This window comes from Rhodopseudomonas parapalustris, assembly GCF_053772255.1.
The window spans coordinates 75,667-88,954 of the sequence record NZ_JAMKBZ010000022.1 but is presented as its reverse complement, the minus strand read 5'-3'; the positions used below and the strand labels follow the sequence as shown (position 1 = coordinate 88,954).

Sequence of the window (13,288 nt, the reverse complement as noted above, 5' to 3'; positions counted from 1 at the left end):
CTTCTTCAACAGCCTGCTAGAGCAGCGCCGGTTCTGACCCGATCAGAACCGGCGCTGTCGTCTGTTGCGTTGACGCGGCTTGCTCGCGCGGGCCGGTTTTCACCTCGCCCGGAATGCTGCAGCGCCGCCTTCGGCGAAGCGAAGCTGACGCCCTACCACCAGCTCGATTGCGGCTGATAGTAATAGCCGCCGCGGCGGCGGGGTTCGGAGCGGCTCTCCATGCGGCGCGGGAAGCCGCCATTCGACCAGCCGCTGTCCCAGCCGCTGTTGTTGTCCCAGCCGCCGTCGCCCCAGCCGTCATCGCTCGCCACCGGCACTTCGCGGGTCGGTTTGCGGGTGATAAAGCCACCCTGTGGCTGATCGCTCAGCACCGCGACGAACTCGGTGCGGTAATTGGTCTCCGCGCTCAGCGGCTCGTCCGAGATGATGATCGAGGAGCGCGGCTGCGCAGTCGGCGCGATCCGCTCCAGCACCTCAGGCGGAATCGTGATGCGATCGAGCGCACTCTTGGCGCCGTCTGCGTTCTCGATCGTCACCACGCTCCAGCGCAGGCCGGCGTCGCCGCGTGCCATCGCGGTGAAGATGTGCGTGCCGATCGGCCGGTCCGGATCGCGGATCGTCACCGGCACTTCGATCGAGGAATCGAACAGCTCGCCGCCGTCGGGGAGCGGCTTGTGGGTGTTGCGCCGGACGTAGAGCTTCTGCGTCGCGCGGCTGATGTAGATCGACACCGGCTCCAGCGCGAGCTTGGCGTCGGTCGCCAGCTTCGCGGTCTCGGCCTTCTGCGCCGCGGCGGTTTTCGCGGCATCCTTGGTGGCGGTCACCGCGGCCTGCTTGGCGTCGGCATCGGCCTTGGCGGTTTCGAGCTGGGTCGCGACCTCTCCCAATTGCTGCGCGGCCTTCTGCTGCCGCTCTTCCGCCTTGGCTCTGGCCTCGTCGGTCTTGGCGGCGATCAACACCTTGTCGGCCGCCTTCAGCGCCGCTTCGGCGCGCGCCTTGGCGCGCTCCAGCTTGCGCAGCTCGCCCTTCAGCGGCTTGACCGCGCGGGCGGCGGCGGTCGCGGCGGCCTTGGCTTCGTCGGCGGCCTGGGCAGCCTGCTCGGCCTCGCGCGCCGTCGTCTCGGCCCGCGCCGGCGCCGCGGCGAGCGCATCGGCGGTCGGGGAGAACAATGCCGGATGGCTGATGTCGACCGGGGCAGCGTCCTCGGGCGATACGATCACCCGCATCCCGATCTTGGCTTTGTCGAACACCCGTTCGGCGAAGCCATAGGGCATCCGCACGCAGCCGTGCGACGCCGGATAGCCGGGCAGCGGCCCGCCGTGCAGCGCCACGCCATTCCAGGTGATGCGCAGCATGTGCGGCATCCAGGCGTCGTCGTACATCGTCGAGCGGTGGTCCTTGTCCTTCTCGACCACGGCGAACACGCCGGCCGGGGTCTCGCGCCCGGTGGTGCCGGTCGAGACCGGCGCGCGATAGATCCACCCTTCGGAATCGTACAGCGTCACCCGCTGGCCCTTGATCGACACGATCGCCATGATCGGCTCGCCGGCCTCGCGCGGAGCGATCGCTTCGGTCGTCGCCGCAGGGCGCGCCCGTTTGGCGCTGGCATCGAAGGTTGGTGCCGCCACCGCGAGCAGCGTCGCCAGACCAAGGAGGGCCGGCGTTTTGAAACGCCGCAAGGCGCCATGCTTCATCGTCGCTCGATTCACTGCGCCTCGCTTGTGAAAGTGCCGCCCGCATCGCCCGGACGAATCCCGACCTATGTTGTTCGAAATTCGGAAGCGCCGCCACCGGTTGCATGCTGGGCGGCGATGCGACGATCTGCCCGCATCGCGGATGACCATCGCAGGTCAGTGTGGCCGGTCGATGGGGAGCGCGCCGGCGTCAGGCGAGCCGGCACGGAACGCTGAGGTACCCTCGGAAACGGACCCGGCCGCCGCGCCGGGGCGGACCATCGAGGGCGTAATCCGGAAAGCGGGCGAGAAAGCGTGCGATTGCGATCGCGCCTTCCAGTCGTGCCAGCGCCATCCCGGCGCATTGATGCGGCCCGGAGGCGAAGGCGAGATGACGATTGGGACTGCGCGCGACATCGAACCGGTCGGGGTCGGTAAATTGCGACGGATCGCGGTTGGCTGCACCGATGCACAGCGTCAGCGAGGTGTTGGCCGGCATCGAGATGCCGCCGATGTCCACCTCGGCGGTGGTGATGCGGTTGCCGAGCTGGTTGGAGCTTTCGTAGCGCAGGATTTCTTCGATCGCGGTCTTGATCAGCGCCGGCTCGGCGATCAGGCGCTGCTTCTGCGCCGGATTGGCCGCCAGCGTCACCAGGCCGTTGCCGATCAGGTTGGTGGTGGTCTCGTGGCCGGCGTTGAGCAGGAAGATGCAGTTGTGCAGCAGCTCCTTGGCGGTGAGCTTTTCGCCGCCGGCTTCGCCCTGGATCAGCCGGGTCAGCACGTCGCGCTCCGGATCGCCCGGCTGTGCGGCGCGGCGTTCGATCAAGGTATCGAGATAGCCGAGAAATTCGTCCACCGCCGCGTTGCCGAGCGCGAAGGCGTCCGCCCCGATCACCGGCTCCAGCGCCCCGAGGATCGCCAGCGACCAGCCGCGCAGCGGCGCCCGCTCGTCGTGCGGCACCCCGAGCAGATTGCCGATCACCTCGATCGGAATCGCGGCTGCAAAGTCCTCGATCAGATCGACCCGGCCCTTTGCCGCCATTGCGTCCAGCAGCCGGTCGACCAGCGCGATCAGGTCCGGCTCCATGCCGGCGATCGCCCGCGGCGTCAGCGCGCCCATGATCAGCCGGCGGACGCGGGTGTGCGACGGCGGATCGTTGAACACCAGGCTGGTGGTGTGATGCTCGAACAGCAGGGAGTCGCCGTATTTGGGCGCGAATTCGCGCTTCTTGTCGGACGAGAACAGCGTGGTGTTCTTGTAGACCGCGATCAGGTCGTCGTAGCGGGTCAGGAAATAGCCGCCGCTCGCCAGCCGCTTGACCGGCTGATGCGCCTGCAGGGCGTGATAGGTCGGGTAGGGATCGTCATAAAAATCGGGCGTCAGACGTGCGAGATCGAACGCTTCCGCGAGCTGTGCTTGGGACGTTTCCATGTCGTTTCCGTTTTTTGATGTGTATAGGCGATTTACGACGTTGCCGAAACGATCGGGAAATCCGTCCCCGAGGTCTTGCGGATGGAACCGGCCCGACGCATGTCTGGCGGCGCCGGTTTTGCTGATCGGACGGGCGCGGGACGGGCTTCGGAGCGTCGCCGCTGGCCGATCTCGACCTCACGTTTTAGTGCGCCGCAGCGATCATGATTGACAATCGCAAAAGTGAGTGCCTACTCACAAGATGACCTCATTGCGCATGACCAGCGATTTGCGCCGGGAATTGATCCTGAGCGCAGCCAAGCGTTGCTTTGCCCGGAACGGCTTTGCGGGAACCACCACCAAGAGCGTCGCGGCCGCCGCGTCGATCTCGGAGGGGCTGCTGTTCAAGCACTTCCCGAGCAAGGCGGTGCTGTATGCCGAGATCCTGGCTTGCGAGTGCGAGGCCGATCCGGCGCTGAGCGATCTGCTCGGCGCCCCACCTTCGACCAACACGCTGGTGGTCCTGGTCCGGGAGATGGTGCAGCACTTCCTGCACGCCTGCGACCAGCCTGAGCAGGACGAGGAGCAGCGGTTGCGGCTCCTGGTGTCCAGCCAGCTCGACGATGGCGAGTTTGCCCGTCTGGTCTATGAGAAGATCGCCGGGCTGATCGGGCGGACATTCGTGATGTCGCTGGAGCAGGCAGTGGAGATGGGCGACGCGGTCCGGGTCGGCCACGACCCGATGAACCTGTTCTGGTTCGCCCACCACACTCTGCTGATGGCGGCGCTGACCCGGTTGCCGTCGGTGCCGTGCCTGAGTTACGGCGCGCCCGCTGATCTGGCGCGCCAGATTTGTGAATTCATCCTACGTGGAATTGGTCTGAACGAAGCCGCAATTGCCGCCCATCTCGACCGCGAATTTTCGCCGGGTCGGATGCAGGCGGAAACGACAGAAAGTGCATGACATGACGCTTGCGACAGAAACTCCGCCGTCGGCGCGGAGCTCCAGCGAGAAGCCTCGCCCGCGCCCGGTGCGGACGATCCGCTGGTTCATCATCGTCGGATTGCTGCTGGCGCTGCTGGTCGGCATTCTGGTCGGCTTCAATGCCTTCCGCAATCATATGATCGCGCAGTTCTTCGCCAACAACAAACCGCCGCCGATCACCGTGACTGTGTCGGAGGCGAAGAGCGAGGTGCTGCCGAATCTGCTGACCGCGGTCGGCGACCTGGCCGCCGTGCATCAGGTCAACGTCACGTCGGACGTGTCGGGCCGCATCGTCAAGATCATGTTCGAGGCCGGTTCGGAAGTCGACAAGGGCGCGCCGCTGGTGCAGCTCTATGACGGGCCGGACCAGGGCGATCTCTCCAACTACAGGGCGCAGGCCAAGGTCGCCGAGCTGTCGCTCGATCGCGCCAAGCAGCTCGCCGCCCGCCAGTTCGGCCCGCAAGCGACGGTCGATCAGGCGCAGGCCGCCTTCGACCAGGCCAATGCCGGCATCGCCAAGACCGAAGCGATCATCTCGCAGAAGCTGGTGCGCGCGCCGTTCGACGGCGTGCTCGGCGTTCGCCACGTCGAAGTCGGCCAGTATCTCACGGCCGGCACCCAGATCGTGACGCTGACCGATCTGTCGCGCATCTTCGCCAACTTCACCGTGACGGAGAAGGACTCCGGCACCCTGAAGGTCGGCCAGACGGTGCGGATCAAGGTCGACGCCTATCCGGACCGCCAGTTCGAGGGCAAGATTACCACGATCGAGCCGCAGATCTCGTCCGACACCCGCAACATCCGGGTGCAGGCGACGCTCGACAATTCCGGGCATGTGCTGCGGCCGGGCATGTTCGCGACCACAACGGTGGTGCTGCCGGACAAGCCGGCGGTGATCACCGTGCCGGAGACCGCGGTCGACTACACGCTGTACGGCGACTCCGTTTTCCTGATCAAGGAAGAGAAGGGCGAGGACGGCAAGAGTAAGCTGTCGGCGGTGCGGACCTTTGTTCGCACCGGGGACCGGATCAACGGCCGAACCGTGATTTTGAGCGGGTTGAAGTCGGGTGACCGCGTCGTCGCAGTCGGCCAGCTCAAGCTGCAGTCGGGCGCTGCGGTGGCGATCTCGACCGATCCGCCTCCGCCGCAGCCGAACACGCCGCCGCGTTACTAACGTCAGGAGCGCTGGCTGCGCCGTGTGGCGCGGCCCGCTCGTCGTCGAAATGGTCCGGCCGGCGATCGTCGCCGTCCGGGGACAACTCAACCGCAGCTCGGTCGCGCAAGGCGCGCCGGGTGTGCGCCACGGAGCGTCCGTATGGTCCTCACAGACATCTTCATCAAGCGCCCGGTGCTGTCGCTCGTCGTCAGCATGCTGATCCTGCTGATCGGCTTTCGCGCCGCGATGACGCTGCCGATCCGCCAGTATCCGAAGCTGTCCAACACCGTGGTGACCATCACCACGGCGTATCCGGGCGCGTCTCCGGATCTGATGCAGGGCTTCATCACCACGCCGCTGGAGCAGGCGGTCGCCTCGGCCGAAGGCGTCGACTACATCACCTCGTCCTCGACGCAAGGGCAGAGCCTGATCACGGTCTACGTCAAGCTCAACTTCGATCCGAACCAGGCGCTCACCGAGGTGATGGCCAAGGTGAATTCGGTCAAGTACCTGATCCCGAAGGAAGCCAACGACCCGGTGATCGTCAAATCCACCGGCCAGACCACGGCGGTGATGTATATCGGGTTCTCGAGTAACGAATTGTCGGGCTCGGCGATCTCGGACTACCTGACGCGCGTGGTGCAGCCGGTGCTGTCGACGGTCGACGGCGTCGCCTCCGCCGATATTCTCGGCGGCCAGACGTTCGCGATGCGGATCTGGCTCGATCCGATCCGGATGGCGGGGCGCGGCGTGTCGGCGAACGACATCACGGCGGCGATCCAGGCCAACAACTTCCAGGCGGCGGCCGGTCAGACCAAGGGTTATCTGACCGTCTCCAACATCACCACCAACACCGACCTGCAGAACGCCGATCAATTCAAACGAATGATCGTCAAAGCCAAGGATGGCGGCTTCGTGCGGATGGAGGACGTCGCCACCGTCGAACTGGCGGCGCAGAGCACCGATTCGAGCGTGGCGTTCTCCGGTGAGCGCGCGATCTTCATCGGCGTGCAGGCGACGCCGCAAGGCAACCCGCTGAACATCGTCACGGGTGTGCGCGCGCTGTTCCCGGACATCGAGCGCAACCTGCCGCCGTCGATGCACATGAAGGTCGCCTACGACTCCACCAAGTTCATCCGTTCGTCGATCGACGAGGTGGAGAAGACGCTGATCGAAGCGGTCGGCATCGTCATCGTGGTGATCTTCCTGTTCCTGGCCTCGCTGCGGTCGGTGATCATTCCGGTGGTGACGATCCCGCTGTCGCTGATCGGCGTCTGCACCGCGATGCTGGCGATGGGCTTCTCGATCAACCTGCTCACGCTGCTGGCGATGGTGCTGGCGATCGGTCTCGTGGTCGACGACGCCATCGTGGTGGTGGAGAACATCCACCGCCATCTGGAGGAGGGGAAGAGTCCGGTCCAGGCCTCGCTGATCGGCGCCCGCGAAATCGTCGGGCCGGTGATCTCGATGACCATCACGCTGGCGGCGGTGTACGCTCCGATCGGCTTCCTCGGCGGTCTCACCGGCGCGCTGTTCCGCGAATTCGCCTTCACGCTCGCCGGCTCGGTGATCGTCTCCGGCATCATCGCGCTGACGCTGTCGCCGATGATGTGTTCGGTGCTGCTCAAGCATCAGGAAAGCCAGGGCTGGTTCGCCCAGAAGGTCGATTCCGTGTTCAGCGCGGTGACCCGGTGGTACGGCCGGCAGCTCGACCGCTCGCTCGACTATCGGCCGATCACAGGGCTGTTCGCGGTGGTAATCCTCGGCCTGGTCGGCTTCATGTACATGAACACCTCCAAGGAGCTGGCGCCGGAGGAAGATCAGGGCATCGTGTTCGCGGTGACCAAGGCGCCGAAATACGCCAACATCGACTACGCCAACTATTACGGCGAGAAGCTCGACAAGGCCTATGCCAGCTTCCCTGAAACCGATCTGCGCTTCATTCTGAACGGCACGTCGGGACCGAACAACGGCATCGCCGGCATGCTGCTGAAGCCGTGGGACGAGCGCAAGCGCACCGCGATGCAGCTCAAGCCCCTGGTGCAGAAGGAACTGAGCAAGATCGAAGGCGTCAACGCCTTCGCCTTCAACCTGCCGCCGCTGCCCGGCGGTCCGGGCGGTCTGCCGATCCAGATGGTGATCAACTCGACCGCCGGATTCCGCGCGGTCTACGAGGAGATGGTCAAGCTGAAGGACGCCGCGCGCAAGAGCGGTCTGTTCATCGTCTCGGACAGCGACCTCGACTTCAACCAGCCGGTGGTGCGGGTGACGATCGATCGCACCAAGGCGAGCGACCTCGGCATCAACATGCAGCGGCTCGGTTCGACGCTGGCGACGCTGCTCGGCGGCAACTACGTCAACCGCTTCAACCTCGAAGGCCGGTCGTATCAGGTGATCCCGCAGGTGCCGCGCGCCGACCGTCTGACCCCGCAATCGCTCGACGGCTTCTACGTGCCGAGCGCGAGCGGGCAGCAGGTGCCGCTGTCGACGCTGGTGAAGATCGAGACCGCAACCGATCCGAACGCGCTGACGCACTTCAACCAGCTCAACTCCGCCACCTTCCAGGCGGTGCCGATGCCGGGCGTCACCGTCGGTCAGGCGGTCGATTTCCTCGAGAAGCAGGCCAAGAACCTGCCGGCAGGCTTCAGCCACGACTACCTCGCCGACGCGCGGCAGTATGTGCAGGAAGGCAACCAGCTCGCCATCACCTTCGGCTTCGCGCTGATCATCATCTTCCTGGTTCTGGCCGCGCAGTTCGAAAGTCTGCGTGACCCGCTGGTGATCATGATCTCGGTGCCGATGGCGATCTCGGGTGCGTTGATCCCGCTGTTCTTCGGCGCAGCGACGATCAACATCTACACCCAGGTCGGTCTGCTCACCCTGGTCGGCCTGATCAGCAAGCACGGCATCCTGATGGTGGAGTTCGCACGCGAACTGCAGATCAAGGAGGCGCTCGACAAGCGCACCGCGATCGAGCAGTCGGCGCGGGTGCGGCTGCGGCCGATCCTGATGACCACCGCCGCGATGGTGACCGGCCTGCTGCCGCTGCTCACCGCCTCGGGTGCGGGCGCCGCCAGCCGGTTCTCGATCGGTCTCGTCGTCGTCTCGGGCATGATGATCGGAACGCTGTTCACGCTGTTCGTGCTGCCGGCGGTGTATGTGGCGATCGGCACCGATCACCGCGCCGCGCTGGAGTCCGATCGCGCCAAGCAGATCGAGGACTACGAGATGGAGCACGGCTCGCCGGCGTTGAAGCCGAGCTGAGCAACGCTCTCAACAATCCGACCAAGCATGGCGGGCCGATCGGCCCGCCATTTTCGTTTCGGGGGGTGCGATTCGTCATCGGCCCGACATCTGACCTCGCAGGCCGATGACTCTGGTCGTCGCAATGATGCCGAATGCAGCGGGTTGCCCGGCGTTTGAGCTGCCGATGACGAGGCTGTCGGCAGCGGTTTGCTGCAGTCACGACGCGCCGTTATGGCACCATTGCAAACACGGTTTGGCGTTGGCGATCGTGGGCCGATGCGCTTAACTTAAGTCCATGAAGCGGAACGAGACCGATGTCGTGGTGCTCGGCGCGGGCATCGTCGGTGTCTGCGCCGCGTTACATTTGCAGCGCCGCGGGCGCGACGTGGTGCTGGTCGATCGTAACGGCACCGCGGGCGACGAGACCAGTTACGGCAACGCCGGGCTGATCGAATGCGCCTCGGTGCTTCCGTATATGTTTCCGCGTGATCTCGGCCAGTTGTTGCGCTACGCGGTGAACGGTTCGGCCGAGGCGCATTATCAGGTCTCCGGCATTCCCGAATTCCTGCCCTGGCTGGTGCGCTATTTTCTCGCCTCGTCGCCGCGGCGCGCGGCCGAGACGGCCAAGGCGGCGTTGCCGCTGATCCGGCGCAGCCTCGTCGAACACGAGGCGCTGATCGCCGAAGCCGGCGTGCCGGAGCTGCTGCGCAAGACCGGCTGGATCAAGCTGTTCCGGTCGCCGAAGAGCTTCGGCAAGGCGCTCGGCGATCTCGAGCGGGCGCGGCAGTTCGGCGTCGTCGCCGACGTGCTCGACCAGCGCGGCATCGCCGAACGTGAGCCGAACCTCAGCGGTGATTTCACGGGGGCGATCCACTGGCTGGAGCCCGGCTCGATCCCCGATCCCGGCGGGCTCGTCAAAGCCTATGCGGCGCTGTTCTCCCGCCGCGGCGGTCGCTTCGTCAGAGGCGATGCGCGCACGCTGCAGCAGGAGGAGGGCGGCTGGCGGGTCGCGACCGAGCTCGGTGTCGTCACGGCGCGCGAAGCGGTGGTGGCGATGGGGCCGTGGTCGGACCTCGTGTTCAAGCCGCTCGGCTACCGCTTCCCGCTCGGAGTCAAGCGCGGTTACCACATCCACCTCACGCCGCGCGGCAACGCCAGCCTGCAGCACGCGGTGCTCGACGCCGATCGCGGCTATCTGCTGGCGCCGATGAATCGCGGCATCCGCCTCACCACCGGCGCCGAATTCGCGCGCCGCGACGCGCCGCCGTCGCCGGTGCAGGTCGCGCAGACGCTGCCGATGGCGCGCGCGCTGTTTCCGCTCGGCGACCCGATCGAGCAGCAGCCATGGATGGGATCGCGGCCGTGCCTGCCCGACATGCTGCCGCTGATCGGCCGCGCGCCGCGCCATCCGGGCCTGTGGTTCGATTTCGGCCACCAGCATCACGGTCTGACGCTGGGGCCGGTCACCGGCCGGCTGCTCGCCGAGATGATGACCGGCGAACAGCCGCTCACCGATCCGCGTCCGTTCTCCGCCGAACGCTTCGGTTGAAGCTTCACGCTTTCGTGTCGGATCGCTTGCATCGCGGCACCAGTCGCGGCGATACTGCATTGAGGCGTCAATGCAGGACTGTGGAGCGGCCATGAAAGTCAACGTCGAGATCGATTGCACGCCGGAGGAAGCGCGGCAGTTTTTCGGGCTTCCCGACGTGCAGCCCATGCAGACCGCAGTGATGGACAAGCTCCAGGAACAGATGCTGTCGAATATCGAGAAGGTCTCGCCCGAGGCCTTGATGAAGACCTGGTTCACTTTCGATCCCAAGCTCGCCGAGCGATTCGGCGAGATGTTCATCACGATGACCGGCCTCGGCAGCGCGCTGACCAAGGACAAGAAGTAAAACCCGGGAGACGCGATGTCGGCCGACAGCGGCGCCAGCGTGAATCGCGAGCGGCTGAAGCCGCCGAGCGTCGCGCTGCTGCTCGCCGAGGCGCGCAGCTTCTTCGAGTTCAACGCCAGCCTGCTGCTGTCGCCGCTGCTGCTGCAGGCGCCGCGCGGCGACGGTCATCCGGTGCTGGTGCTGCCCGGGTTGCTCGCCAGCGATTTGTCGACTGCGCCGCTGCGGCGCTATCTCAAGCAGCTCGGCTATCAGGTGTTCGCCTGGGAGCTCGGCCGCAATCTCGGCGGCATCTATCGGATGCGCGCCAAGTTGCGGCGCCGTCTGGCTGCGGTTTACGAGGCGACCGGTCGCAAGGTCAGCCTGGTCGGCTGGAGCCTCGGCGGCGTCTATGCGCGCGATCTGGCGCTGCATGCCCCGGAGATGGTGCGCGACATCATCACGCTCGGCAGTCCGTTCACCGGCGACGTCACCGCCACCAACGCCAAGCGAATCTACGAGAAGCTGTCCGGGGAGGAGCTGACCGAGGTTCAGCTCGAAGATCTCGAACCGCTCGGCGGCGACATGCCGGTCCCGGCCACCTCGATCTATTCGCGCACCGACGGCATCGTGAACTGGCGCACCTCGCAGCTTCAGCCGTCGCCGCGCGCGGAGAACATTGAGGTCGTGCTCGCCAGCCATATCGGTCTGATCGTCAACGCCGCCGTGCTGTGGGGGATCGCCGATCGGCTGGCGCAGCCGGAAGGCGAGTTCACCCCATTCGATGGCTCCGGTCCATTTGCCTTCGCCTACGCCTTGCCGAACCGGTAAAAGGTCTTCGCGCGGCGTGCCGCGCAGGACAACGAGGGGAGACGGCAATGGCCGACAAGGACAACGATCCCGCAGCGGCGTGGCAGACGATGTTCGGGGAAATGAGCAAGGGGTTCGCCGCTTTCGCCAATCAGGCGCTGACGTCGCCGGAGCTCGGCAAAGTCGCGCAGCAGGTCGGCGGGGTCTCCGCCGAGGCGCACAAGAAGTTTGCCGAGATGATGGACAAATATCTCGCCGGTATGAATCTGCCTTCGCGCGCGCAGATGCAGGAATTCAATGCCCGGCTCGCTGAGGTCGAGCGGCGGCTCGATGAGCTGGCGGCTGCAGTCCATCCGGCGAAGTCTGCCAAGCCCAAAGGCTCGGCCGGCGGCTCGTAAATTTGCGAGTGTTTCTATGAGTAAGCACGTTTTGATTGTTGTTGTTTTGATGGAATATCTTTCTAAATCAACCGGTTAAAGTAGTTTTTGTGTTGCGTTGCAGCAATTCCATTGCAACGCAATATCCCATGTGTCATATTCCTCTGGCCCGGGCCGCTGGTCGGACGGGAAGACCATGGCTCAGACGACGAGGATGGAGATTTCAGATGACCGATGCTTCTAATCACGAGAGCTACACCCAGGCGGCCGAAACGGTGGCCGACAGCGTCAAGCAGGCGTTCCAGCCGGTGACCGACGCGTTCAAGAACTTCCAGACCCTCGAGGTTCCGGAAGCTGCCCGCGACTTCGTCAAGCGTGCCGCCGGCACTGCCAAGGAGAAGGCCGCGGACTTCCACGCCGGTTCGGAGAAGGTGACCTCGGTGATCGAGGAAACCGTCGCCAATTCGGTGAGCGAAGCCGCCAAGATCACCCGCAATATCCAGCAAGCGATCTATCAGGATACCGAAGCGTTCTTCACGGGCCTCGACAGGCTTGCGTCGGCGAAGTCGGTGAACGAGGCGTTCCAGATCCAGTCCGACCTTGCGCGTTCGCAGGGCGAGGTGCTGGTGTCGCGCGCCAAGTCCGCCACCGAGTACTTCAGCAAGCTGGCCAGCGAGAGCGCCAAAACGGTGCAGGACAACTTCACCAAGACCTTCAGCAAGTCGGCCTAAGCGCCGCTGCTGTCGACCCCGAGCCTCAACGATTGAGGTTCGCGGTTCCTCCCGCCCTTGGCCCGCTCACGCGGGCCTTTCTTTTTTGGGCGGCGCGTCTGCCTCGCCTCCGTCATTCCGTGGCACGCGCGATCAGCCCGCGAACCCCGAATACCGAGGTGGTTCTGTGTGGCCGAGATTCCGCGTTCGCTTCGCGCGCCCCGGAATGAGGCGGGGAGAGGCGATCGAGCTACGCCCGCCGCGCGACCGCCGACCGCTCGTTCTTCTTCCGCGGCATTGCGCGCTCGGCTTTCGCAGGCGGTTCGTTGATCGCTCCGATCGCCTGTTCGGCGCCGGCGATCATCAGGGTGGTCACCATCTTCGCGTAGGTCTCGCGCGACAGGCCCTTGCCTTCGCGGAACCAGAGGTAGTGCCAGTTCAGCATTCCGAACAGCGACATCGTCAGCGGCTTCAGCAGGTCCGGCTTGGCAGCGGCGGCCGGAATCGCGGCGGCGATCGCGTCCGACATCGACACCACCAGCTGGCGCTCCAGCGCCTTGAGCGTCTCCTGCTGCTCCGGCGGCAGCAGCTTCAGGCTGGAAATCTGCACCTGATGTTCCGCATCGGCGCCGCGATAGGCTTCGAGCAGCGCCGCTGAAATCGCGAACAGCCGGTCGCTCGGATCGCTCTCGCTCTGAGCGGCGGCGTCGACGACCGTGACCAGGTGCTGCAGATGATCTTCGAGCAGATCGAACAACACCGCGTCCTTCGACGGGTAGTAATGATACATCAGCGCCTTGGAGACGCCGCAGGCATCGGCGATCATGGTGATCGAGGTGCCGGTGTAGCCGTGTTCGGCGAACAGCCGCGCGGAACGGCTGAGAATGCCGCGGCGTTTATCGTCGTAGTCGGTGGCTCGCGTGCGCGCCATTGGCGGTTGGAATCCTGTTGGCGGACAGTGCGTTGCGACGCACCATCGGTGTTCGGTTCCGACACTTGCATTGACCGTCCAATTGGTCAATTATATTTCCAACAAAGCCGGAGGAGAT

The 13,288-nt window shown here is 65.3% G+C and carries 11 protein-coding genes; 8 read left to right on the top strand and 3 right to left on the bottom strand.

Going from position 1 to position 13,288, the window contains the following annotated elements; translation table 11 throughout:
- Positions 1-152: 152 nt before the first annotated feature.
- Both M9H71_RS18305 and M9H71_RS18300 read right to left on the bottom strand, forming a co-directional pair.
- Positions 153-1,694: a L,D-transpeptidase family protein gene (locus tag M9H71_RS18305; RefSeq protein WP_455406373.1), complete on the bottom strand. Its 1,542-nt coding sequence runs from the start codon at positions 1,692-1,694 to the stop codon at positions 153-155.
- Between the two features lie 190 nt (positions 1,695-1,884).
- Positions 1,885-3,105, bottom strand: coding sequence for a cytochrome P450 (locus tag M9H71_RS18300; protein ID WP_455406372.1), 1,221 nt, complete (start codon positions 3,103-3,105; stop codon positions 1,885-1,887).
- A 241-nt stretch (positions 3,106-3,346) separates the two neighbouring features.
- Here M9H71_RS18300 and M9H71_RS18295 point away from each other — a divergent pair, with 241 nt between their 5' ends.
- From M9H71_RS18295 to M9H71_RS18260, 8 genes are all read left to right on the top strand, one after another.
- Complete coding sequence (locus M9H71_RS18295; RefSeq protein ID WP_455406371.1) at positions 3,347-4,048, top strand: TetR/AcrR family transcriptional regulator; 702 nt, start codon at positions 3,347-3,349, stop codon at positions 4,046-4,048.
- Position 4,049: 1 nt separating this feature from the next.
- Positions 4,050-5,243 (top strand): efflux RND transporter periplasmic adaptor subunit, encoded by a 1,194-nt coding sequence (locus tag M9H71_RS18290; RefSeq protein WP_455406370.1) that lies wholly within the window; start codon positions 4,050-4,052, stop codon positions 5,241-5,243.
- Between the two features lie 141 nt (positions 5,244-5,384).
- Entirely contained in the window at positions 5,385-8,489 is a 3,105-nt protein-coding gene (locus M9H71_RS18285) for a MexW/MexI family multidrug efflux RND transporter permease subunit (RefSeq protein WP_455406369.1), read from the top strand.
- 277 nt (positions 8,490-8,766) lie between these two features.
- The gene (locus M9H71_RS18280; RefSeq protein ID WP_455406368.1) at positions 8,767-10,020 is read left to right on the top strand and encodes an FAD-dependent oxidoreductase; all 1,254 of its coding nucleotides are present in this window, start codon (positions 8,767-8,769) and stop codon (positions 10,018-10,020) included.
- A 91-nt stretch (positions 10,021-10,111) separates the two neighbouring features.
- A complete protein-coding gene (locus tag M9H71_RS18275) occupies positions 10,112-10,366 on the top strand; it encodes a DUF6489 family protein (protein ID WP_455406367.1) in 255 nt (84 codons plus the stop codon).
- Positions 10,367-10,381: 15 nt separating this feature from the next.
- Positions 10,382-11,173: an esterase/lipase family protein gene (locus M9H71_RS18270; RefSeq protein ID WP_455406366.1), complete on the top strand. Its 792-nt coding sequence runs from the start codon at positions 10,382-10,384 to the stop codon at positions 11,171-11,173.
- 47 nt (positions 11,174-11,220) lie between these two features.
- On the top strand, positions 11,221-11,550 hold the full coding sequence (locus M9H71_RS18265; protein ID WP_455406365.1) for a hypothetical protein: 330 nt from the start codon (positions 11,221-11,223) through the stop codon (positions 11,548-11,550).
- 206 nt (positions 11,551-11,756) lie between these two features.
- A complete protein-coding gene (locus tag M9H71_RS18260; RefSeq protein WP_455406364.1) occupies positions 11,757-12,260 on the top strand; it encodes a phasin in 504 nt (167 codons plus the stop codon).
- 229 nt (positions 12,261-12,489) lie between these two features.
- On the opposite strand, the gene M9H71_RS18255 is transcribed toward M9H71_RS18260, so the two are convergent.
- Positions 12,490-13,170, bottom strand: coding sequence for a TetR/AcrR family transcriptional regulator (locus M9H71_RS18255; protein ID WP_455406363.1), 681 nt, complete (start codon positions 13,168-13,170; stop codon positions 12,490-12,492).
- Between the last annotated feature and the right edge of the window lie 118 nt (positions 13,171-13,288).